We start from the raw sequence: 23,897 nt of genomic DNA on the forward strand, positions 1-23,897 counted from the left end.
TTCACTGATGATGTGAGCGACCGGCTCGCAGGGTCGTGGTGCACCAGGGTATGCGCCGATGCACCTGATCCCGAGTCAGACATTGAAGTGCTTGACCCGCCCACTCAGCTCGCTGGCCAGGCCGGCAAGTTCCTGGCTGGACTCGCGGGTCTGCCTGGCGCCGGCCGAGGTCCGTGCGCAGACATCGCGGATATTCAACAGATTGCTATCAACCTCACGGGCGACCTGGGATTGCTCTTCGGTGGCGCTGGCAATACTCAAACTGCGCTCATTGATCTGTCCGATCGCCTCGACGATGGCATTCAGTGCTGTACCTGCTCCGCGTGCGAGCCCCAGGGTATCGCGGGTTTTTTCGTTGCTGCTGTGCATGGCACTGAGGGCGCTGCAGCTGCCTTGCTGTACCGAGCCGATGATGCCCTCGATCTGTCGGGTCGAGTCCTGGGTCCTTTGCGCCAGGGCCCGTACCTCGTCCGCCACCACGGCGAAACCGCGGCCGCTCTCGCCCGCCCGAGCTGCCTCGATCGCGGCATTCAGGGCCAACAGGTTGGTTTGCTCGGCGATGCCTCGAATCACATCCAGTACCGAGCCGATATCGCCTATCTGGCCCGCCAGGTTCTGCAGCGCATCAGCGGTATGCGCCATATCGCCGGTCAGAGACTCGATAGCGCCGACGGTTCGGGTGACGCTGTCTTCGCCTTGTCGCGCACAGTGGTCGGCGGCCTGGGACACCTGCGAGGCCGAGGCCGCATTACGCGCCACCTCCTCAATGGCACAGGTCAACTCGGTAACGGCAGTCACGGCCTGGTCGAGCTCCTCGCTCTGCCTTTGCAGCCCTCGACTGGCGTCGTCGGTCACTGCGCTCAATGCCTCGGAAGTCGAACCCAATTGTTTGGCAGAACTCACCACCTGGCTGACGGTGTCACGCAGGTCCGTTTGCATGCACTGTAATGCCTGCAGCAGGCGTGCCGCCTCATCCATACCGGTGGTATCAAGCGTCTGGGTCAGGTCGCCCTTGGCGATCCGCTCGGCTGCCGCCATGGCGATAGCCAGCTGTTTGAGCAGGCGCAGTACGATCAAGGTGGCCAGAGTGCCACCCACCAGCAGCAACGCCAGCAGACCGGCGGACATCAGCAGGGTGTCCTGCCGATAGCTGTCGCGCCTCGCCGCCAGCGCCTCGTCGAGCATCGTCATTGCGGAGTCGCCAAGGGCCTGCAGAGCGCCGATCGGTCGATCATACGCGGCCAGATAATCAGCTACCGGGTAGGTCAACTTCACTCCGTAGCCACCACCGGCAGAAAGATCCATTTCGACGGCCGCGACCAACTGCGTATCGGTCAATGCCAGCGCCTGCTCGATCTGTGGGCGCAGCGCCGCCAAAGGTGTTTCCAGCGCAGCGGCGAACGCCTGATTGGTTGCCGCAGCCTTGGTGAAGGCCCGAGTCATCCTGTCGAGGCTGGACAGAGCCTGGGCGGTCAACCCCACCACGGCACCTTGTTGCTCGGGCATGATTCGTCCCTGCACCAGATACAGGCTGCCATAGCCGCGCAACTGACCGAACAACTCGGCGGTTTGCGGCATTTCGATCAGCGCGGCGTACATCAACGAATAGGTTTCCAGGACCGGGTCCAGGGCCAGTTCGAACTGATCGAGCAAGGCATTCTCGATCAACAGGATAGAGGCGATCAGTTGCGAATGCAGTTGCAGGCTCTGCCTGGCTTTGACGGCGCCTTGGCCGATCTGCTCGGACAGCGCCTGCCATTGTTCGCGTACCTTGCGCCAGGCCGTCAACAGTTCCGCATCGACCCCGGCCGCTTGCAGCGCCAGCTCGCTCGCCTCGAAGGCGCGCTGCACCTGCGCCTGCTTGGCCAGGCGCGCCTGTTGCAGGGTGCCGTCGCCGCCGAGCACGGTGGCAGCCAGGTCGCGATGCTGTTGGGTCAACGCGACCAGATGGAGCAGCGCCTGGACCGGTGGCAGACCCTGCACTTCCCGGTCGGCCTGACGGCCCGTTTGCAGCGCGCCAAGCACGTACAAAGTGCTCGGCACGGCAATCAGGGCAAGGACCAGCAGACCGAGCAAGGCGAACTTGGCGGAGAAGGAAAGGCGTTCGAGAACTTTCATGGACGGACTCCCGGAGTGTTATTGGGGACTTGTCAGAGTCCCGCTTTTTTCTGGGTTACTCGGTTGAGGTATTGGCCCTTGGCAGACACGCGTACGCTTTCCTCGAGCGAGAAATCCGCCGACCATCAAGGGGTATCGGGTGAATGGCAAGAACGCGAAGTAACCCTCCCCGGACTCGGCAAGGGTCACATGAGCAACAACGGCGTTACAGCTTCAACGAGCCCAGCAGCCCATCAAGAAAGCGCTCCCCGGCCCGCATCTGGCTCAGCTCGACGAACTCATCGGGCTTGTGCGCCTGTTCGATGGAACCCGGCCCGCAGACCACCACCGGTATATCCAGGCGCTGGCTGAATAAACCGCCTTCGGTGCCGAAGGAAACTTTTGCGTTGCCGGTATCCGCTGGAGCGAAGCTCCTCAGAAAGCGCACAGCTTCCACACTGGGGTGGGTATCCAGCCCTGGGTAGACGTTCAGCGTCTCGATCTCGATATCGGTTGCGCCGGACAGGCGCTTGGCCTCGCGCACGATCTGCTCGGCCTGTTCGCGCATCTGCTCAAGAAACAGGTCGAGGTTGTCGGCCGGCAAATTGCGCACCTCAAAATCCAGGCTGCACAGGTTCGGGACTATGTTCAGGGCCTTGCCGCCGGTAATCTGCCCGACGTGCACGGTGCTGTAGGGGACGTCGTAATCCGCGTCGCGCGCACCCTGCTGTTCCAGACGCCGTTGGCCCTCGCGCAGCATGGCGATAAAGTCGCAGGCCACATGAATGGCGTTGACCGACCGCGGGGCCAGGGATGAATGGGCTTCCTGACCCCGACACAGAGCTCGGTAGGAACCCTTGCCCTTGTGCCCGAGAACGAACTGCATGTTGGTAGGCTCACCGACGATGCACAGCATCGGCCGCAACGGCGCCAGGTGCAGGACGTCGAGCAAACGGCGTACGCCAACGCAGCCGATTTCCTCGTCATGGGACAGGGCCAGTTGCAATGGGCGGTTCAACGAGCAATCAGCGGCCTCGAGCATGGCGTCGATCGCCAGGGCAATAAAACCCTTCATGTCGCAGCTGCCCCGGCCATAAATCCGCTCATCCTTGAGCGTCGCCTGGAACGCCGGCACGCTCCAGGCCTGGCCGGCGGCCGGCACCACATCGGTGTGCCCGGACAGCAGGATGCCGGGCTGATCATTCGGACCGGTACTGGCGAACAGATTGGCCTTGCGCCCGCTCTCGTCCTTGACGATCAATGACTCGATACCCTTGCTCAGCAGCAGCTCGCGCACATAGTCGATCAGCGCCAGGTTGGACTCCGAGGAGACGGTGTCGAAAGCGATCAATCGCTTGAGGATTTCCAGTGTCCTCGCTCTCATGACGCCATGGTCCGTTGCTCAGCGACGCCGGCGAAGCGCGTGACATTGAAAGGGGCAATATGCGTGCTGGTGCTGCCGGTGCTGATCAACTCGGCCATCACGTCACCGACACCCGGCCCGAGCTGGAAGCCATGCCCGCTGAAGCCGAAAGCGTAGTACAGACCGTCAACCTTGCCGCTGGAGCCCAGCACCGGAAGCCCGTCCGAGACGTACCCCTCGATACCGCTCCACGTGCGGATGATGTTCAGGTTGGCCATATGCGGCGCAAGCCGACGCATTTGCTGCAACTGCTTGAGGATGCTTTGCGGCTCGAAATGGGCGCGCCGGGTGAGCATGTCCGGCTTGCTGTGGTGACACCCACCGATGATGATATTGCCACGGGGAATCTGCCGGAAATACAGCATTTCCTCGGGGTTCTTGGTGAACACGCCGATCACCGTTTTCAGCGCATAGGGTACGGGTTCGGTGACCGACATCTGCGGCCCCTTGGTGACCAGCGGCACCGGTTCACCGAACTGCGCGGAGAGCTTTTCGCCCCACGCGCCGGCAGTGATCAACAGTCGATCGGCGCGATACTCACGACCGTCAGCGGTGTTCACGTGGAACTGCCCGCCGACCTTTTGTACCTGCGTCACTTCCGTGCGCTCCTCGATACGCGCACCGGCCCGGCGTGCGGCGCGAGCGAAGGCCGGCGCAGCGAGGCGTGGGTTCGCGTGACCGTCATGCGGTGCGTAGGAGCCGCCCTTGACCTCCGGGCCGAGGAACGGGAACCGCTCGTGCAGCTCACGACCGCTGTAGACGCGCAGATCCAGTTCGCGTGCCTGCGGCGCCGCCGCGTAGGCCTCCAGTTCGGCGATCTCGTCCTCGCGATAGCAGACGCGCATGTGCCCGCTGGGAATGAATTCAAGGTCGTCGCCGATCAGTTCCGGCAGGCGCTTCCACAGCGCGAAGGAGCGATTGGCCAACTCCAGTTGACCGAGAAAACGGCCTTGGCGACGCACGTTGCCAAAGTTCACCCCGCTGGCATACTGGCCGATCTGGTCACGCTCCAGGAGTATCACCGACTGACCACGCTGGCGCAGGAAAAACGCCGCGGCAGCGCCCATCAGGCCGCCCCCGACAATCAGTACATCGGCTTGTTGCGGGATCATGACGATACCTCCTCGGTAAGCATCGAGAGGGGTTTGACCGGCGCCTGACCACGCTGGCGCCCCACTTCCTGAACGCAGACGCCAGCAGCGGCGGCAATCACTTGCGCCCCGGCCTGCGAGCAGTAGCGGCCTTGGCACCGGCCCATCCCGACGCGGCTGAAGGCCTTGGCGCGATTGACTTCACAGGCACCCTTCTCGCGCACCGCATCGCGCAACTCGCCAACCGTAATCATCTCGCAACGACAAACGATCGCCTCGTCCGGCAAAGCCTGGGCCTGCGCTGCTGGCCAGGGGAAAGCCTCGGCCAAGCCAAGGCGAAACTCATCCATCACCTGCAGCGCACGACGTTGCGCGGTGACCAACCCGGCATCCACCGGCAGGTGCAGGTCGCGTAACAATGCCAATGCAGCCAGGCGTCCGCCGTGCTCTGCTGCATCGGCACCCCGGATAACAGAGCCGTCGCCAGCGGCATATACGCCGCGGACCGAGGTGCGGCCATCCTCATCGGTGTCCAGCAGCCATTGGCTGGTTGCCTCGTCGAAACGCAAACGGCAACCGGCCAGGTCGGCCAGTTGGGTTTCCGGACGCAGGTGATACCCCATGGCCACGGCATCGCAATCGAACTGCGCGGTTGCCCCGTTCGCCGTACGCACCCGCACGCCGCTGACCCCGCTGTTCGCATCCCCCAACACCTGCTGCGGCTCGACGCCCAGGTGCACCGGGATGCCAGCCAGATACAGCTTGGCCAACAGCTTCATCCCGGTGAACAGGACCCCAGGACGGGCAAGCAACTTGGGTAAAGCCGCGATACGTTTGCGCAACGGCGAGGTGTCGAGCACCCCGGCCACCTTGGCACCGGCCTTGAGGTATTGGCTGGCCACCAGGTACAGCAGCGGTCCGCTCCCCATGAACACCACCTGATGGCCAATGGAGACTGCCTGCGCCTTCAGCGCAATCTGTGCACCGCCCAGGCTATAGCAACCCGCCAGCTGCCAGCCGGCGACCGGCATCAAGCGGTCGGTGGCCCCAGTGCAGAGGATCAGCGCATCGTAATCCACGGTCGAATGTTTGCCCTGGCTGACGCAGCACAGTTGGCCAGGGGTCAGGCTCCACACCAGGGTGTCCGGCCGATAGTCGATCTGCTCACGCAAATGGTCGAAGCTCTGGTGCAAGGCCTCGGCCTTGTCCGCTTCGCTGCCATACAGCGTCGCATAGTCACGGCTGAAGCCCTCGGGCTGGCGGCGATAGATCTGGCCGCCGTCGCGACGGTTTTCGTCGATCAGGATCGGCTTGATCCCCGCCGCCAGCAGTGTCTCGGCGCAGCGGGTACCAGCAGGGCCGGCACCAATGATGACCACCCTTGCAGGCTCTACCCGTGAAATGGCCATATCGCCTCCGGCTGTATGGTAACTATCTCCAGGCCCTCGCGAACCTCATTGCTGCAGGCGCGTAGACGCTCGCCGCTGCGGGTCCAGACCCAGCAGTCCTGACACGCCCCCATCAGGCAGAAGCCGGCGCGGCGCCCTGGGTCGAACTCCGACTGACGCAGCACTGACACCTGGGTCAGCATCGCAACCATCAAGGTGTCGCCCTGTTTTGCCTCGATCGGCTCTCCATCGACCATCAACCTCACCGTCGTCCGGTCGCGCTCGGCCAAGCGCACAAAACGCGCATTCATGCGTAGGTACCTATCAGTTTCATGCTGTTTGATCCTTGCTGTGCCTTGAGCAGCTCGGCGCTTTCGTGGTGGCACAGAACCTCGCTGCCGCCGGCGATGCTTCGGCGTGGCGGCGCACTGCGATTACACAGCCCGTCGATGCGTACCGGGCAGCGGTTGAGGAATGGACACAGGTGCGCAGTGGTATCCACCGCACTGATCGGAGGCAGGTTGCCGCAGGAGGCAGCGCAGCTCTCCAGCCACCCCTGACGCAGCTCCGGTACCGAGTTGATCAACAGGTCGGTATAGGGATGGAACGGCACCTGGACGAATGACTCACAATCACCCGCCTCGACCTTGTGGCCGCTGTACATCACCACGATGTCGTCACACAGCGCGCGGACGGTAGAGATGTCGTGGCTGATGAAGAGGTAGGAAACCCCCAGCTCGCGACGCAGGTCACGCAGCAGTTCGAGAATTGCCGCCCCTACCACGGTATCCAGTGCCGAGGTCACTTCGTCACACAGGATCAGGTCCGGCTCTGCCGCCAGTGCCCGTGCCAGGTTGACCCGCTGCTTCTGCCCGCCGGACAACTCGCCGGGGCGGCGTTGCGCGATGCTTGCCGGTAGCTGCACCAACTGCAGTAACTCAGCCACCCGGCGCTGGCGCTGCGCGCCCTTCATGCCGTGATAGAAACGCAACGGACGGCCCAGGATATCTTCGATGCTGTGTCGCGGATTCAGCGCCGTATCGGCATTCTGAAAGACGAACTGAATTCGTCGGAACTGCTCGCGGGTCCGTCCGACCAGCGTCTTGCTCAGAGGCTGGCCATCCAGCAGGATCCGCCCGGCCGATGGCTCCGCCAGGCCGGCGATAGCCTGGGCCAGCGTGGTTTTCCCTGATCCCGACTCACCGATCACACCGACTGCCGAGCCCTTGCGGACCTGGAGGTCGACATCCTGCAACACCTTCTTCAGGCCATAGCAAATCTCGAGACCACGGACGTCGAGCAGCAAATCATTACCCGTGGCGGGCGTGCCTTGATCGGTCGTATCCTGGTTCGCCGAGGGCTTCATCGCCGACAGCAGGCTACGGGTATAAGGATGTGCCGGTTCTATCAGGATCTGCTCGGTACTGCTGTTTTCCTGGATCTGGCCGTCGCGCAGCACGACGATACGGTCGGCCATCTGCGCCACCACCGCCAGGTCATGCGAGACGTAAACGGCCGTTGTGCCGAGTTCACTGACCACCCGTTTAAAGGCCCGCAGGACCTCGATCTGCGTCGTGACATCCAGCGCCGTGGTCGGCTCGTCGAGAATCACCAGTGCCGGATCGGTGATCAGGGCCATCGCAGCCATCAGCCGCTGCAACTGCCCGCCCGAGACCTGGTGCGGATAGCGCGCCCCAATGCCTTCGGGATCCGGCAACGCCAGCGCCCGGAACAACCCGACAGCCTTGGCCTGCGCCTGCTGCCGTGACAGCGTGCCGTGGATCAGTGCGCTTTCGATCACCTGCTCCATGATGCTCTTGGACGGATTGAACGCCGCGGCCGCGCTCTGCGCGATATAGGCCACGGTGCGTCCGCGCAGCTTTGCCAGCTCGGCATTCGACAGCTTGAGCACGTCGACATCGCCGATATGTACCGAGCCGCCTACGATGCGACAACCGCTGCGAGCGTAGCCCATCAATGACAACGCGATGGTGCTCTTGCCGGAACCGGACTCGCCGATCAGCGCCAGTACCTCACCTTTTTTCAGACTGAAATCGGCACCGTGTACGATCGGTACATCGATCCCCTCTTCATTTCGCGCAGCCACGCGCAGGCCACTTACCCTGACGATTTCGTTCATTTCATTTCTCCGTCCCGCGCGTGGATCGCCCGCCGAAGCTGTCGATGAGCAAGTTGACCCCCATGGTCAGAGTGGCGATGGCGAGCGCTGGCACCAGTACCGCCGGAGCTCCCTCTTCCAGGCCCTGGATGTTTTCTCGCACCAGCGACCCCCAGTCCGCGTCCGGAGGCTGTATGCCCAGCCCGAGGAAGCTCATCGCGCTCAGCAGCAGCACCACATACACGAAGCGCAGGCCGAAATCGGTCAACACCGGACGAAGCATGTTCGGCAGCACCTCGACGAAGATGATGTACGGCATGGCCTCACCCCGGGTGCGAGCGACCCGGACGAAGTCCATCGTCATGACGTTCACCGCAACCGCACGTGCAATACGGAACGAGCCCGGCATGTAGGCAAATGCAGCCATGCACAACAGCAACGGCACAGAGGAACCGAACGAGGCCACCATCAACAACGCGAAAATCTTGTTCGGAATGGAGATCAGCGCATCTTCGGTGCGGCTTATGAGCGCATCGATCCAGCCTCCGGAGGCCGCCGCCACCAGCCCCAACATCACACCCGCCGAACAGGCAAGTACGGTTGCCACCAATGCCAGACCGATGGTGTAGGGAGCTCCATGCAATAATCGGCTGAGAATATCCCGGCCCAGATAGTCGGTGCCCAACGGAAACTGCGTGCTGAGTGGACCAAAGAAACCGTCGCTGGGCATGGCATTGACATCGTAGGGCGCCAACAGGGGGCCGAAGATGGCCATCAGCGCCCAGAAGCTCACGATCAGCAGGCCGATGAAGCCGCCGAAGGACAACTTGAGCCGGCGTCGATGGGGGTGCGCAACGGGCTGCTTCAGTCCATCCTGCTTAATGCTGTTTCCTGTGCCCGGCGTCGGTGGATTAGTGTCAAGTTTCATTTGCGCAGCCTCGGGTTGGACAGAATTGCACACAGGTCAGCCAGCAGTACCAGCACCAGAAACCCGAGGCAAAACAACATGACGCACGCCTGTACCAGCGGCATGTCGCGGGTGACCACGCCGTTTACCATCAGCGTCGCGATACCCGGATAGTTGAAGATCGACTCGACGATGACCACACCGCCCAGCAGGTACGACAGGCTCAATGCGATGGCATTGGCGATCGGTCCGATTGCATTCGGCAGCGCATGACGAAGGACCACCCGTATCGGTCTGGCGCCTTTGAGCACTGCCATTTCGACGTAGGGGCTGCTCAGTTGGTCGATCAGCGCCGCCCGTGTCATGCGAGCCATCTGCGCCACCAATACACAACACAGCGTCAGCACCGGCATCGCGTAGACGCGTACCAGTTCACCGAAGGTCTCGACCTCGACATCACGCGACAGGGCCGACAACCAGCCCAGCTTGACCGCGAAGATCAGTACCGCGACGGTGGCAATCAGGAACTCCGGCACGGAGACGGCGAACACCGCCAGCATGTTGCTGTAACGGTCGAAAATCGAGCCACGGTACATGGCCGACAAAATACCTATCGTCAGCGCCAGCGGCACCGAGACCAGCGCTGCGATGGAGGCCAGGCGCAGGGTATTGGGCAGGCGACTGGCGATCATTTCGTCAACCGCCATGCCATTGACCAACGAAACACCGGGAGTGCCGGTGATCAATCCGCCCAGCCAGTGCAAGTACCGCAGGTACACGGGCTGGTCCAGGCCCAGCACCGCGCGCATTGCCGCCACCGCTTCCGGAGTTGCATCCTGGCCAAGCTGTTCCTGGACTGCGTCGCCCGGTAGCAGGCTGGTGAGAAAAAACACCACAAGCGACACGATAAGCAGCGTAAGCACACCTACAGCCAGACGACTGGAAACAAGCCGTGCGATAGTGCTGTTCATAATGAATACCTTTACTTGATGACCGCGCCTGCATCACCCCACAGGCGCGTCTTGGTTATCGAGCTGTCGTTGCTCTATTCGCTCAGGCATCCAGCCAGACGTGCTCGGCGAACATGTAGCCCATCAAACCGCCGAGCGGGTGTGGAACCAGACCTTTCAACTTGGCATTGTGGCCATCGAGGCTGCTGGTGAACTGCGGGATACCGACACCGCATTTCTCATGCACCAGCACCTGCATGTCGGCGTACATCTGCTTGCGCTTGGCGTCGTCGGTTTCCCCGCGCGCAGCCACCAGTAACTGGTCGAACTGCTCGTTCTTCCATCCCGATTCGTTCATGCCGGCACTGGATTGGAAGAACAGGCTGAACAGCAAATCGGCGGTTGGACGCGCGCCGATGTTGCCGAACCCCAGGGGATGCTTCATCCAATGATTGGACCAGTAGCCATCCGCCGGCACCCGCTTGATGTCGAACTTGAGTCCGATCTGCTGGGCCGACAGTTGTAACAACTGGGCGATGTCCAATGAACCGGTGGCAGCTTCGGAAGCCACCAGCGGCAGGGTGCGTCCGACCATACCGGACTTTTGCAGGTGGAACCTGGCCTTCTCCGGATCGAACTCGCGCTGCGGCAGATCGGCGAAGTAGTAACGGTTATTCGAGGCGATCGGCTGGTCATTGGCGATGGCGCCGTAACCACGGAAGGCGGCTCGATTGATCTGTTTACGATCGAACAGATACTTCATCGCCAACACGAAGTCAGGATTCTGGTTAGGGCCCAGTTCATCGCGCATCACCAGATTGGTATAGCCACCGGTGCGGGACTCCATCAGCGCCACCTTGTTGCTCTCCAGGATGCGCGAAGTCGAACGGGGGTTGACCGGGTTGATGAGGTCGACGTCACCGGCGAGCAAGGCGCTGATGCGCGCGGCCTCGTCCGGGATCGAGAAAAACTCGACTTCGTCCAGGTAAGGCAGGCCTGGCTTCCAGTAACTGTCGTTGCGCACGCCGATCGAACGCACGCCCGGCTGGAACTCCGAGCATTTGAAGGGCCCGGTCCCATTGGCGACAGCGAAGTCGGTGGTGCCGTCACGCACGATGAGAAAGTGCGTCGTGGCGAGAATGGCCGGCAAGTCGGCGTTCGGGCTGGTCAGGCGGATCTGCACCTCATGCGGCCCGGTGGCTTTCACCTCGTCCAACTGCTGTGCGGTGGTCAATGCCTTGGAACCGACCTGGGGAAGCTTGTGTCGATTCAACGAATAAATGACATCGGCCGAGGTGAACGGTTTGCCGTCGTGAAAGACGACGTCCTTGCGCAGCTTGATCGTCCAGGAGGTCGCGTCAGTTGTATCGAACGACTCTGCCAGCGCCATACGCGGCACCAGCGCCTCGTCCAGGGTCGTCAGGCCGTTATAGAACATGTTATGACGGCAGTAATCGGTGTAGTTCGAGCCCTTGGCCGGATCCAGCGTATCGGCGGTCGAGCTGGTCGCACTGGCGACCTTGATGCGGCCACCGCGCCGACCTTTGCCCGTCCCACCAGCCGCTGCGCCGGCCTCCGCGGCAAACAGCCGACCGGCCGGGCCGAACAGGCTGCCGGCACCCGCGACGGCAACGCCTGCCATACCCAGCATACGCAACGCATCACGGCGTGACATGCCCCGATTGAGTCCCTCGAAAACACGCAGGCTTTGTTCGCCGGTGATCAGTGGGGATTCGGATTTATTCTTGTTGTCAGTCATATCGGTTCTACCTGTCGATAATGAGAAGGCTCAATGCTCACGGTTAAGCCTGAGCGACCTGGTAACGCAAACGACGGTGAAGCAACAAACTCGGTTATCCGGATAACAGCGTCCCTGCACACAACCCGGTGCAAGGAACAGCCTCAATGCAAATAGTCCTGTAGCCGGTAGTAGAGGCCCACCGCCGGGAGGAACCAGGGCTTGCCGAAGTGCCCGGGAATCGCAGGCCAATCCAGTTCACCCCAGGGATTGGCCTCGACCTTGCCGTCCATGACCTCTGCCATCACCTGACCCATGTGCACCGACATCTGCACCCCATGGCCGCTATAACCCATGGAGTGGTAGATGCCGCCATGCTGGCCGGCGCGAGGCAGTCGATCAGCGGTCATGTCCACCAACCCGCCCCAGCAATAATCGGTACGGACCTCGGCCAACTGCGGGAACATCCGTGCCATCGCCGCCTGCAGCACCTTGCCGCTCTTGGCATCGGAATTGCCGCCGGACATGGCAAAGCGTGCCCGGCCACCGAACAGCAGGCGGTTATCCGGTGTTACCCGGAAGTAGTTGCCGATCATGCGGCTGGTGACGTACGAGCGACGCTCCGGCAGGAGGCGGTCGAGCAGCGCTTCAGGCAGTACTTCGGTGGCAACGATGAAACTGCCCACCGGCACGATCCGGCGCCGATACCAACCCAACCCGCCATGCTGGCAGGCACCGGTTGCCAAGAGGACTTGCCCAGCCAGCAGGCTGCCGCGGCTGGTGTTCACCCGATAACCGTTGGCCTCGGCCTTCCAGCCCTGGACCGTGGTCTGCTGGTAGATCAGCGCACCGCGCCGAGCCGCCGCCTCGGCCAAACCGACACCGAAGCGCCCGACGTGCATCTGCATGCCGTTGCGTTGCAGCAGTCCACCGTGAAACTCTGCCGAATCCACTTCGGTGCGGACCTGGGCGGCGGACAGCAACTCGACCTCGGAATCGACCTCACGGCGAATCAGCTCGCAGGTCCGCGCCAGCCCTTCATAGTGCTGAGGCTTGGCCGCCAGTTTGAGCTTGCCGCTGCGCCTGAAGTCGCAGGCAATCCGCTCCTGCTCAACCAGCGTAACCACACTCTGGACCGCGCTTTCATAAGCACGGTAATAAGCGCGAGCCTGTTCGGCGCCGAGGGTGGCAACGAGGCCGCTGTAGTCCTGGGCTACCCCGGTGTTGCAATGACCACCGTTGCGCCCGGAGGCTTCGCCGATCACCCGCCCGGCTTCCAGCACCGCAACGCTCGCGCCCTTCAGAGCCAGCGCCCGGGCCGCCGATAGACCGGTGAAACCGCCACCGACGACGACAACATCGACCCGTGCCGGCAGCGCTCCGGTCTGAGCCCCGGTGAACACCGGTGCGGTATCGAGCCAATAGGACTCACTGCGCATGGCTAACCCCTTATAGGTTGAGGAATGACGGCTCAGAGACCGACCAGGCCGGCCAGTCCACCGATATCGGCGATCTGACGATAGTTGTAGCAAGCGTTGCCCGGCTGCTCGTGACCACGGGCGACGAAGGCCTTGTTCTTGATCTTCATGTCTTCGGCCGGCATCAGGTCGTAACGGAAGCTCGAGGACACGTGCATCACGTCCTCCGGACCGCAGCCGAGGTTGTCGAGCATGTATTCGAAGGCTTGCAGACGTGGCTTGTAAGCCTGGGCTTCCTGGGCGGTGAAGACCTTGTGGAACGGCACGCCCAACTTGCCGACGTTGGACATGATCTGTTCGTTCATCGCGTTGGAGAAGATCACCAGGGGGATCTTGTCGGCGATCTTCGCCAGACCGGCCGTTACGTCGGGATGCGGACCCCAGGTCGGCACTGCGTCGTAGTAAAGTTGGCCTTCGCCGCGATACTCGATGCCCCAACGCTTGCACAACCGCGACATGGCGGTCTTGAGAATTTCATCGTAAGGCAGCCAGTCACCCATCACCTGATCCAGGCGATAAGCAGTGAAATCCTTGACGAACTGGTCCATCTGCTCAGGGGCAACGCGATCGGCGAACAGCTCGCGCGTCAGGGGGCCCATCTGAAAGTTGGTCAGCGTGCCGTAGCAGTCGAAGGTGATGTACTTGGGGCGCAGAAAGCTCATGTGGGCAGTCCTGGAGGTTCGTTAATGAATATGCTGTCGACGGCACTGGCCCCGTTTCAGGAGCGACGATGCGTCGCATCACTACAACTTCATTACAGCACCGAGAAACCAGCATATGGCGTTAAAAGTGCGACCTGCTTGATATAAACCACCGTTTTGCCAGCCAGACTCAGCAGACTTTGCGGGGCGCTTCAGAGCAGGGCATTTCCAGGCCCTCTGCACCCTTGCGGCTCATTGCTTCCAGCTCATAAAGCAAGTGTAGGCGGGATCTACCGCAGAAAATGCGCCCGAAAAAAAGACAAAACGGGCGCCTTCCGAGGAAAGCACCCGTTGCCGTTGTTTGCGACTTGCGAGCCACGTCACGCGTATCTCGATACCCACTCAATAACCACGGGAACGATCGATAACATCCGAAAGCGGCTCGCCCTGCTGGTGTCGACGGAGGTTCGCCAGCAGGATCGGTGCAGCCGATTCGGGCTGGGTCATACTCGCCACATGGGGGGTCAGGAACACTCGCGGATGCGCCCAGAAGGGATGTTCGACTGGCAGGGGCTCAGGCTCGGTGACATCGAGGATCGCACGAGACAGCCGCCCCGAATCCAGCGCCTCGAGGAGATCTGCATCGACCAGGTGCGGACCACGAGCGACGTTGATCAACGCCGCACCAGCAGGCAGCGCAGAAAAAACTTCCCGGTTCAGGATACCCTTGGTCGCCGGGGTAAGCGGAAGCAGGCAGACCAGCACATCGCACCCCTCAAGGAAGGTATGCAATTGATCGGGGCCGGCGAACCCCTCAACGCCATCCATCTCGCGCAGGGAACGATTCCAGCCGCGCAAACGGAAACCGTAACTCGCCAGCCGCGCCAGCACGGCGCAACCAAGCGCTCCCATACCCATCACACCGATCGTACGGGCCGAGGCAGGCGGAACCTCGAGTGGATCCCAGACGCGCGCCGCCTTTGCCGCAACATAGTCGAAGAAGTCACGGTGAAGGGCCAGGACAGCCAGGCTGACATATTCCACCATGCCGTTGATGATGCCCGGCTCGACCATCCTGACGATGGGAATGTGCGCCGGCACGGCGGAAAAATCGACATGATCGACCCCCGCTCCCGATGAGAAGAAAACCTTTAGCCGAGGCAACGTGACGATGAACTCCGCCGGTGCTTGCCAGGCGATCAAGTATTCGACCTCGTCGAGGTCGCCGGCATCAGGCCAGACACGAAAGTCGAGGTCAGGGGCATGCTCGGCGAAGTAGTTTGCCCAAGCGGCCGCACGCGCTGCATCAGATCGATAGAGAATGCTCATATGTAAGTCCTACCAGCCGCCTACCCAGCCGTCGAAGAGCCCTTCCGGGAGGGTCTCTTCGTCGGCACCACGGAGAAAATCGAAATCACAGCCGAGATGCGCCTGCTCGATATGTCGGTTGTAAAGATTGCGGTAACCACGCACGTGCCGGGATAGCGGCGGCTGCCACGCCAGGCGCCGGCGCTCGAGTTCCTCCGGCTCGACGCAAAGTTCCAGCCGGCGAGCGGCAACGTCCAGTTCAATGATGTCGCCGTCACGCACCAGGGCGAGCGGACCGCCGACGGCTGCCTCGGGGGAGACGTGCAGCACTGCGGCACCGTAGGCAGTGCCGCTCATGCGGGCATCCGAGATGCGCAGCATGTCGCGCACGCCACGCGCCATCAAATGGCGCGGCAGTGGCAGCATGCCCCACTCCGGCATCGCCGCACCCACGGGTCCGGCATTGCGCAGGATGAGTACGCTGTTCTCGTCGATACCAAGCGCCGGATCATCGATCCGGTCGGCGATCGTCTGTACGTCCTCGAATATCACCGCAGGGCCGCGATGACGGAACAGTTTCGGATCCGCAGCACAGGTCTTCATCACCGCTCCGTCCGGCGCAAGGTTGCCCCTCACCACGACCATCGCCTCGCCGGACCTCACCGGATTGTCCAGCGCGCGAATGACTTCGGTATCAATGACCTCGGCGGTCTCGATGATCTCGCCCATCGTGCGTCCGTCGACAGTCTGCGCATCCAGGTGCAAAAACGGCTTGAGGGTCTTCAGTAGACCCGGTACGCCGCCGGCAGCCATCAATCGCTCGGTCAGATGTTCGCCGGCGGGCTGGACGTTTGCGATCAGCGGTACGCGCCTGGCAATCTCATCGAAGCGGTCGAGGGTCAGCGGCACACCGACGCGGCCGGCGAGAGCCAGCAGGTGGATGATGGCGTTGGTCGAACCGCCCACCGCACACAGGAGCGTGATGGCATTGTCGAAGGCCCGTGCATCGAGAACCTCATCCGGGCACGGGCTGCCTTCGGCGGCCATGCGCACGCTACGGCGCCCCACCTCGCGAGCGATCTGATTGCGACGCCGGTCAACCGCCGGAACCAGGCTACTGCCAGGCAGCGACACACCCAGCGCCTCGCATATGACCGCCATCGAGGAGGCGGTACCCATCTCGGAACAATGGCCGGCAGTGCCCATGACACTTCGCTCGAACGCCGCGAAATCACCTTCAGCGAGCTCGCCGGCACGCAACTGGTCGACCAGACGCCAGACACCGGTGGCATTCGCCAGATTCCCGCCGGTCGATGACCTGGGTGTAGCCGGACCGCTTCCCAGGAAGATAAACGGAACGCCGGCACTGGCGGCTCCCATCAGCAGAGCCGGCTGAGTCTTGTCGCACCCTCCCAGGAGCACCACCGCATCGAATGGATAAGCGCGGATGGACTCTTCAGCCTCCATTGAAAGCAGGTTTCGAAATGGAAACGAGGACGGCTTGATGATGTTCTCGCTAAGCGACATCAGCGGAGCCTCGAATGGAATACCGCCTGCCTCGAGAATCCCGACCCTTACCTCTTCCGCAAGGGCGCGAAGGTTGAGATTGCATGGGTTGATGTCAGACCAGGTGTTCAGGATGCCTATAACAGGACGCTCCATCAGGTCTTCACGGCTCCAGCCGACGGCCGATAAGGTCGAGCGATGTACGAAGCCAGGCAGGTCATCCTTGCGGAACCAGCGGGCGCTGCGTAGCGGCCGGCTGTGTTTGGTTTTGTTATCGCTCATGAAATCACCTTGGCGCGGGAAAATTCTAATTGGGCATTTGCAAACAAGTACCCGTCCGACGCACTCCGACCAGGCGTCGCAATCGCCAGGCCGGAGTGAAGTGACGGTGCTGACTCAGAGACCGACCAGGCCGGCCAGTCCACCGATATCGGCGATCTGACGATAGTTGTAGCAAGCGTTGCCCGGCTGCTCGTGACCACGGGCGACGAAGGCCTTGTTCTTGATCTTCATGTCTTCGGCCGGCATCAGGTCGTAACGGAAGCTCGAGGACACGTGCATCACGTCCTCCGGACCGCAGCCGAGGTTGTCGAGCATGTATTCGAAGGCTTGCAGACGTGGCTTGTAAGCCTGGGCTTCCTGGGCGGTGAAGACCTTGTGGAACGGCACGCCCAACTTGTCGACGTTGGACATGATCTGTTCGTTCATCGCGTTGGAGAAGATCACCAGGGGGATCTTGTCGGCGATCTTCGCCAGACCGGCCGTTACGTCGGGATGCGGACCCCAGGTCGGCACTGCGTCGTAGTAAAGTTGGCCTTCGCCGCGATACTCGATGCCCCAACGCTTGCACAACCGCGACATGGCGGTCTTGAGAATTTCATCGTAAGGCAGCCAGTCACCCATCACCTGATCCAGGCGATAGGCGGTGAAATCCTTTACGAACTGGTCCATCTGCTCAGGGGCAACGCGATCAGCGAATAGCTCGCGCGTCAGGGGGCCCATCTGAAAGTTGGTCAGCGTGCCGTAGCAGTCGAAGGTGATGTACTTGGGGCGCAGAAAGCTCATGTGGGCAGTCCTGAAGTTTGTTGATAAACATGATTGCCGACAGCATTGACCCCGTTTCGGGGCGACGATGCGTCGCAGCAACACGACCTCATTACAGCACTGTGAAACCAGCATATGGCGTTAAAAGCCCGATCTGCTTGGTATAAACCACTATTTTGCCAGTCACACTCAGCAGACTTTGCCGAGCGGTAATCGTAGCCGCCACTCACGTTGCAGCAGCACCTGCGGTGCCGAGCGAGCGGTCTCCCGGAAGGAGCAATTCACCCTTTGCTGTTCAACAAAACAAAACGCCCCTCCATGAAAGAGGGGCATTTGTCACACACGGTCCGCGGCATCACCACGGCTTCATAGGCACACTATCCATCGTGCGCCGCAAGCTTACTCGCCACCCTTGTAAACCTCGGCAAGGTCGCACAGATCCCAGTTGCCGCCGGTCAATACCACGCAAACTTTTTCATCCGGCCTGACTTTGACGACGCCCGCCAACAGCGCACCGATGCCGATCGAAGCGGCGGGCTCGGCGATCAGTTTCGCGTCCTTGGCCAGGACACGCATGCCTTGAATGATGTGCTCGTCCTCGACCAGAACAATCTCATCCACGTAGCGCTCGATGATGGGATAGGGGTTCTGCCCCGGCACACTTAACCGCAAGCCGTCGGCAATGGTGTTCTTCAAGGGGAGCGTGGTGCGCTGCTTGTTCAATCGACTGTGATAGTACTTGGGGGTCAACGCTGGCTCCGCGCCGACGATCCGCACCGATGGCTTGGTCTCCTTGATTGCGGTGGCGATGCCAGAAATCAGACCGCCACCGCCCATTGGGACAATGACCGTGTCCACATCCTCCAGATCCTCCAGGATCTCGCAGCCTATCGTTCCCTGACCGGCCATCACCACCGGGTCTTCAAAGCCATGGACGACGGTATAGCCATTCTCTGCCGCAATTTCATACACCCTCTTCCACCGCGCCAAATTGTCACCATCGAAAAGAATGACCTCGGCACCCAGGGCTTCCGTATTGGCGATCTTGATTTTCGGCGTGGTAACCGGAAGCACCAGGAATGCTTTCACACCCAGCATTCGAGCAGCGTAGGCGAGCCCTTGGGCGTGATTGCCGGAAGACGTGGCAATGATGCCATTGGCGATCGCCTCCCTGGGCATCGAGAGCGTCTTGTTCAGCGCACCGCGAATCTTGAACGCCCCGGTGATCTGCAGGGTTTCAGGCTTGAGATAGAGCTGACAACCCACCGCCTTTTCTATTTTCTCCGCACGCAGTAGCGGCGTATGTCTGACATGGGGTTTCAGCCGTTCCTGGGCTTCTCGAATGTCCTGAATGGTTGGATAGTCACGCATGGATGTTCTCTCTCCGTACTGTCGAAAAATCACAATTCAAAGGAACGCAAAAAAAGTCCCGACCTTGTTTTCCAGCGCATTGCGGTAGATTTTTTCGGCAGTGGTGTTGTCCTGGATGGCCATGCCCGTGGAATCGAAAATGGTAATTTCGTCATCGTTTTCCCGGCCAGGCTTTCTGCCCAGCAGTATCTCGCCGAGCTCACCATGGATATCGTCCTGGGTGATGATCTTCGCGTTCAGCGGATGCCAGGTTTCGCCTTTTTCGATGCACTGTGAGATCGAGTCGTTGACTATCTTGGCGTGCCTGAATATTTCAGGATCCAACTCCTGCTTGCCTTTCATATCCGTACCTATGGCGACGATATGGGTTCCAGGTTTCACCCAGCTCGCATCCACCAGTGAGCCTTTGCCACGAGTGGTCGTGATCAGAATATCGGCCTGCTCGACTGCCTCTTTCTTCGAGTCGGCCAAGATCACTGGAATATCGAACTCGCCTTCGATATCCGTTTTGAATCTGGCGAGCGCCTCCGGGTTTCTGCTCCAGGCATGGATCTCTTCGATCTGCATCACCAGGCTGATGGCCCGAATCTGCATCCGGGCCTGGTTCCCTGTACCTATGGTGGTGATTTTCTTTGCGTTCTTCCTTGCCAGCGCCTTTACCGAAACGGCCCCCGACGCCCCCGTCCTGAGACCGGTGAGCAGACTTGCGTCCATGACGCAGATCAGCGCGCAGCTCCTGGCATCAAACAGGAGAATGGAGCCCATGCCATTAGGCACGCCGTATGTCGTCGGATTATCGAGAAAGCCTCCGGAAGAGGCTTTCATCGAGATCATTTCGTTGCTCTTGCAGTAACCGACCTTGAAGTCGATTTCTCCGCGAGGCGCCGGGAGATGTATGCCGATGTAATCAGGCTGTATCACCTGTCCACTGCAGAAGGCCTTGTACGCTTCTTCCACCGTACCGATGACCTCTTGCATGGATATCAATTTGCCGACTTCTTCTTTAGTCAGTAGCAATGTTTTCATCTACACCAACTCGCTGTGATTGGATGAGCATCTGTCAGGTTCACGCATAGGTTCCCAAGCCGAGTTTGCTCACCCTCTCAGGTGCGAGCTCTACGAGAGTGCATGACCCGTTTGCCTGTAATCATTATGCTGCCGAGCGCTCAGCAGAAAATCCCGGATACCCTGGAAATACGCAACTTCCAGTTTTTTTCATCATCTGCGACCAAAGCTAACGCTCCCAAAGACGAGCAATAAGTGGCGGATGGAACATTCGCTGCTGAGGCCTCTGTGCCTGCCGCGTCGATCATTCCGGCCAGCACAGCAGAAACTTCCGAACGCCCCCTCGAAAATGCCCGATCCTGCGATTGCGCGCACCCAATACGGCAGTCCTCCCGGGGTCCGGATGTCTACTATGGGACCAACAACGGCAGTGGCTGCCAGATGCCTGCACGTACCGATAACTTCTTCGGGAAGTAATAGCGTTACGGTATTGGGACGACGCTGCCGCATTGCGCATTGCTCACTACAAAGCGATAAACCAATAGGCTCCAGGCCAGGAGAATAGAATGCCGGCCCCCTTGATAACCATTGAGTCCACACCGCAGCTGCCGCGAAGCGCCGATGCTGTCGTTATCGGCGGCGGTATCATCGGCGTATGCGCCGCCTATTTCATGGCCCGTCAGGGTATGAGCGTTGCTGTCATCGAGAAGGGCCGCATAGGTGCCGAGCAATCCAGCCGCAACTGGGGATGGTGCCGCCAGCAGAACCGCGACGCCCGCGAGCTGCCGTTATCGACCAGAAGTCTCGCGCTCTGGGAGGAGATCACCGCTGACCTGAACGAGGACCTGGGTTTTCGCCGCTGCGGATTGTTCTATCTTTCGGACAGCCAGGCCGAACTGGACGGTTGGGCAAAATGGCGGGATTTCGCGCTCACCCAGGGCGTCACGACTCATATGCTGAGCGGTGCCGAAGCCACGCAACGTGGCGCGGCAACCGGCAAGCCCTGGTTGGGTGGTGTATTTTCGCCGTCCGATGGCATCGCTGACCCATCGCGGGCGGCCCCGCTGATTGCCAAGGGTGTGATCAAGCATGGCGGTTCGATACACCAATTCTGCGCAGCCCGCGGCGTCGAGACCGAAGCCGGCCGAGTGTCGGGGGTCATCACGGAAAAGGGTGTGATCAAGACCCGTCAGGTGGTGATGGCTGGCGGCGCCTGGGCCTCTTCCTTCTGTGCCCAGCTTGGCATTCGCTTTCCCCAGGCGTCGGTGCGATCGAGCATCATGTCGGTCATGCCGGGAGCCCAGGGGCTTCCCGACACGCTTCATACCAGCGATGTGACCGTCACCCGGCGCGGGGACGGCGGCTATACGCTGGCTATTTCCGGACGGGCCTGCGTGGATCCGACGCCGCAGCAGCTTCGGTTCTCATCGTACTTTCTGCCGATGTTCGCCAAGCGCTGGCAAATGCTCTCGCCCGGTGATCTGCAAGGTTGGCAGTATGGACACGAGACGCGCCGCAAATGGGCGCTCGACCGACCTACACCGATGGAGCGCGTTCGTATACTCGACCCTCGCCCCTCAGATGCAATCCTGAAGGAAACCCTTGCCCGTGCGCGCCGGCTGTTGCCCGCCCTGGGCAGCGTGCCCATTCAGGCCGGTTGGGCAGGCTATATCGACAGCACCCCCGACGGTGTGCCGGTTATCGACGAAGCGCAAAACCTGCCGGGCTTCATTCTGGCCGCCGGCTTCTCGGGGCACGGCTTCGGCATAGGCCCCGGCGCCGGGCGCCTGATTGCCGAACTGGCGTCCGGTACGAGGCCATTTGTGGACCACACTCAGTATTCACTTGCCCGCTTGAACAGAGGTGTTTGGGGTAAGGTCTCCGAGTTCTGACAATCGTTCTTCGTTGTTTGGCGGGAGCTTTGCTCCCGCTTTTTTTTATTCGTCAGAACCACCTGCCCGGCAAAAAAACCAGGCATGGACTGCTCCCGAAAACGGTTGAAAACCTATTCGGCCAAGCGCGACAACCAAGCCTCTATCCCTGAAAAACCAGCCGACATTTGCTGCCGGCCTTGCCCTTGATTTGAGCCGTAGATGCGGTCTGTCGCGCCATCTTTTATGCAATCTGCCGAATTACTTTCAGCCCCTTGTCAGGCCTGGCGACAGCTGCGATACAGCCACCGCTCCCAAGGCAACAGAGAACGGACTGCCAATGCAACGAGGTCGCCGGCAAGGCTCTTCATTCTCGCGAGTTTGCCCAGGAGCCGGTTCTGCCGCAGACCCGTTGTCCACCGTAAGAGCAACGAAAAACTAATAAAAAAACCAATGGAGTCACCCCATGAACGTCGTGAAACACAGCTGTCTCGCCCTGGCCGTCACCACCACGGCCTCGCAACTGGCCGTCGCCGGCCAGCAGGAGGAAGCCAAGGGGTTTATCGAGGAGAGCAGCCTGAATCTGCTCAACCGTAACTTCTACATGAACCGCGACTTGCGCAACGGCGGCAGCAACAGTCAGGGCAGCAACGGCGCCAAGCCGGCCAGTGAGCGCAATGGCTACCGTGAAGAGTGGGCGCAGGGCGCCATGCTCAACTTCGCATCAGGCTTCACCCAAGGCACCATAGGCTTCGGCACCGATGCCTTCGCTTACGGCGGGGCCAAGTTGGATACCGGTCGCGGTCGGGTCGGTAACGGCCTGCTGCCGATCAGCAACAACCGAACCTCCGACGCCAATGTGCCGGACGCCTACGGCGAGATCGGTGGAGCAGTGAAGATGCGCGTCTCCTCCACTGTGCTGAAGTACGGCGAACAGCGCCCGACCGCCCCGGTATTCGCCATGGGTGACAACCGCTTGTTGCCGGAAGTGGCCACCGGCTTCCAGCTGTCGAGCAAAGAGTTCGATGATCTTTTCCTCGAGGCCGGTCACTTCACCGCGTACAACGGCAGGAACTCGACCAACTCCAATGACAAGCTGGTCACCAGCTATGCGGGTGTCGAAGCCGACAGCGTGGACTTCGTCGGCGGCTCCTACAAGGTCAGCGATAACCTCCGGCTGATGGCCTACACCAGCAGAGCCGAAGAGGTCTGGCGCCAGTACTTCGGCAGCGCTTCCTACACCCTGCCGTTGGCCGACAAGCAGTCATTGAACTTCGGCCTGACGGCCTACAAGACCAACGACGAGGGGCAAGCCCGCGCCGGCAAGATCGACACCACCAGTTGGTCGGCCAAAGCCGCCTACACCTTCGGCCCGCACAAGGTCAGCCTGGCCTACCAGAAGATTGATGGCGACGAGACCTTCGACTACATCGGTGTCGACTCGATCTGGTTGGCGAACTCGGTGCAGTACTCCGACTTCAACAGTCCCAATGAGCGCTCCATGCAGATCCGCTACGACATCGACATGGCCAGTTTCGGTGTGCCGGGCCTGAGCCTTATGACCCGCTACGTCAAGGGTGACCAGATCGATTTCACCAAGGCCGATCCCAACGGTGCCTATTTCCGTGCCGGAGCCGACGATGAGAAGCAATGGGAGCGCGATATCGAAGCCAAATACGTGGTCCAGTCGGGTTCGGCCAAGGACCTGTCCTTGCGCCTGCGCCAGGCCACCCATCGCTCCAGCTCGTTTGAAAGCGATGTGGATGAGGTGCGGCTGATCATCGAATATCCGCTGAGCATCCTGTAGCGGTTTTTCCCGGTCGGCTTTTCTCTCTCGTGGGTCGACCGGTTTTCTTGAAGGCTTTCTCCACGCTCCTTCGCCTTGAGGCGCCCATTCGGGCGCCTTTTTTTCCAAGTATTTATTGCTGCTAACGGGTCTCAATTAAGTAAAAAATTGGGC

Annotated in this window: 19 protein-coding genes; 3 read left to right on the forward strand and 16 right to left on the reverse strand. The window is 60.9% G+C overall.

From position 1 onward, the window contains the following. Nucleotides 1–75: 75 nt before the first annotated feature. The 16 genes from LOY67_RS17245 to LOY67_RS17320 form a co-directional block, all read right to left on the reverse strand. The gene (locus LOY67_RS17245; protein WP_265063637.1) at nucleotides 76–2,118 is read right to left on the reverse strand and encodes a methyl-accepting chemotaxis protein; all 2,043 of its coding nucleotides are present in this window, start codon (nucleotides 2,116–2,118) and stop codon (nucleotides 76–78) included. 205 nt (nucleotides 2,119–2,323) lie between these two features. Next, nucleotides 2,324–3,481: an acetylornithine deacetylase gene (gene argE / locus LOY67_RS17250; RefSeq protein ID WP_265063638.1), complete on the reverse strand. Its 1,158-nt coding sequence runs from the start codon at nucleotides 3,479–3,481 to the stop codon at nucleotides 2,324–2,326. Continuing rightward, the gene (locus LOY67_RS17255; protein WP_265063639.1) at nucleotides 3,478–4,632 is read right to left on the reverse strand and encodes an NAD(P)/FAD-dependent oxidoreductase; all 1,155 of its coding nucleotides are present in this window, start codon (nucleotides 4,630–4,632) and stop codon (nucleotides 3,478–3,480) included. Before LOY67_RS17255 ends, argE begins: the two co-directional genes overlap by 4 nt. Further along, a complete protein-coding gene (locus tag LOY67_RS17260; protein WP_265063640.1) occupies nucleotides 4,629–6,020 on the reverse strand; it encodes an NAD(P)/FAD-dependent oxidoreductase in 1,392 nt (463 codons plus the stop codon). The genes LOY67_RS17255 and LOY67_RS17260 overlap by 4 nt, the downstream gene beginning before the upstream one ends. Then, nucleotides 6,002–6,310, reverse strand: a complete 309-nt coding sequence (locus LOY67_RS17265; RefSeq protein ID WP_265063641.1) for a (2Fe-2S)-binding protein — start codon at nucleotides 6,308–6,310, stop codon at nucleotides 6,002–6,004. Before LOY67_RS17265 ends, LOY67_RS17260 begins: the two co-directional genes overlap by 19 nt. Then, nucleotides 6,307–8,139 (reverse strand): ABC transporter ATP-binding protein, encoded by a 1,833-nt coding sequence (locus LOY67_RS17270; RefSeq protein WP_265063642.1) that lies wholly within the window; start codon nucleotides 8,137–8,139, stop codon nucleotides 6,307–6,309. Before LOY67_RS17270 ends, LOY67_RS17265 begins: the two co-directional genes overlap by 4 nt. Before the next feature lies 1 nt (nucleotide 8,140). Beyond that, nucleotides 8,141–9,046, reverse strand: a complete 906-nt coding sequence (locus LOY67_RS17275) for an ABC transporter permease (protein ID WP_265063643.1) — start codon at nucleotides 9,044–9,046, stop codon at nucleotides 8,141–8,143. Further along, the gene (locus tag LOY67_RS17280; RefSeq protein ID WP_265063644.1) at nucleotides 9,043–9,996 is read right to left on the reverse strand and encodes an ABC transporter permease; all 954 of its coding nucleotides are present in this window, start codon (nucleotides 9,994–9,996) and stop codon (nucleotides 9,043–9,045) included. Before LOY67_RS17280 ends, LOY67_RS17275 begins: the two co-directional genes overlap by 4 nt. An 82-nt stretch (nucleotides 9,997–10,078) precedes the next feature. After that, complete coding sequence (locus LOY67_RS17285) at nucleotides 10,079–11,734, reverse strand: ABC transporter substrate-binding protein (RefSeq protein ID WP_265063645.1); 1,656 nt, start codon at nucleotides 11,732–11,734, stop codon at nucleotides 10,079–10,081. Nucleotides 11,735–11,877: 143 nt separating this feature from the next. Continuing rightward, nucleotides 11,878–13,152: an NAD(P)/FAD-dependent oxidoreductase gene (locus LOY67_RS17290; RefSeq protein WP_265063646.1), complete on the reverse strand. Its 1,275-nt coding sequence runs from the start codon at nucleotides 13,150–13,152 to the stop codon at nucleotides 11,878–11,880. Between the two features lie 32 nt (nucleotides 13,153–13,184). Beyond that, on the reverse strand, nucleotides 13,185–13,853 hold the full coding sequence (locus LOY67_RS17295) for a haloacid dehalogenase type II (RefSeq protein WP_265063647.1): 669 nt from the start codon (nucleotides 13,851–13,853) through the stop codon (nucleotides 13,185–13,187). Between the two features lie 381 nt (nucleotides 13,854–14,234). Beyond that, entirely contained in the window at nucleotides 14,235–15,161 is a 927-nt protein-coding gene (locus tag LOY67_RS17300; protein WP_265063648.1) for a 2-hydroxyacid dehydrogenase, read from the reverse strand. Nucleotides 15,162–15,170: 9 nt separating this feature from the next. Further along, a complete protein-coding gene (locus tag LOY67_RS17305) occupies nucleotides 15,171–16,928 on the reverse strand; it encodes a dihydroxy-acid dehydratase (protein WP_265063649.1) in 1,758 nt (585 codons plus the stop codon). Between the two features lie 114 nt (nucleotides 16,929–17,042). Beyond that, the gene (locus LOY67_RS17310; RefSeq protein ID WP_145132347.1) at nucleotides 17,043–17,711 is read right to left on the reverse strand and encodes a haloacid dehalogenase type II; all 669 of its coding nucleotides are present in this window, start codon (nucleotides 17,709–17,711) and stop codon (nucleotides 17,043–17,045) included. Nucleotides 17,712–18,089: 378 nt separating this feature from the next. Continuing rightward, on the reverse strand, nucleotides 18,090–19,061 hold the full coding sequence (locus LOY67_RS17315) for a threonine/serine dehydratase (protein ID WP_265063650.1): 972 nt from the start codon (nucleotides 19,059–19,061) through the stop codon (nucleotides 18,090–18,092). A gap of 36 nt (nucleotides 19,062–19,097) precedes the next feature. Further along, nucleotides 19,098–20,087 (reverse strand): ornithine cyclodeaminase family protein, encoded by a 990-nt coding sequence (locus LOY67_RS17320; RefSeq protein ID WP_265063651.1) that lies wholly within the window; start codon nucleotides 20,085–20,087, stop codon nucleotides 19,098–19,100. A 102-nt stretch (nucleotides 20,088–20,189) separates the two neighbouring features. Between LOY67_RS17320 and LOY67_RS17325 the strand changes: the two genes are divergently transcribed. The 3 genes from LOY67_RS17325 to LOY67_RS17335 all read left to right on the forward strand — a co-directional run bounded on the left by LOY67_RS17325 (nucleotide 20,190) and on the right by LOY67_RS17335 (nucleotide 23,744). Further along, nucleotides 20,190–20,321: a hypothetical protein gene (locus LOY67_RS17325; RefSeq protein WP_265063652.1), complete on the forward strand. Its 132-nt coding sequence runs from the start codon at nucleotides 20,190–20,192 to the stop codon at nucleotides 20,319–20,321. A gap of 311 nt (nucleotides 20,322–20,632) precedes the next feature. After that, nucleotides 20,633–21,958, forward strand: a complete 1,326-nt coding sequence (locus tag LOY67_RS17330; protein ID WP_265063653.1) for an NAD(P)/FAD-dependent oxidoreductase — start codon at nucleotides 20,633–20,635, stop codon at nucleotides 21,956–21,958. A gap of 445 nt (nucleotides 21,959–22,403) precedes the next feature. Next, the gene (locus LOY67_RS17335) at nucleotides 22,404–23,744 is read left to right on the forward strand and encodes an OprD family porin (protein ID WP_265063654.1); all 1,341 of its coding nucleotides are present in this window, start codon (nucleotides 22,404–22,406) and stop codon (nucleotides 23,742–23,744) included. The last annotated feature ends 153 nt before the right edge of the window (nucleotides 23,745–23,897 follow it).

The sequence above is a fragment of the Pseudomonas sp. B21-056 genome (assembly GCF_026016325.1).
Lineage (GTDB): Bacteria > Pseudomonadota > Gammaproteobacteria > Pseudomonadales > Pseudomonadaceae > Aquipseudomonas.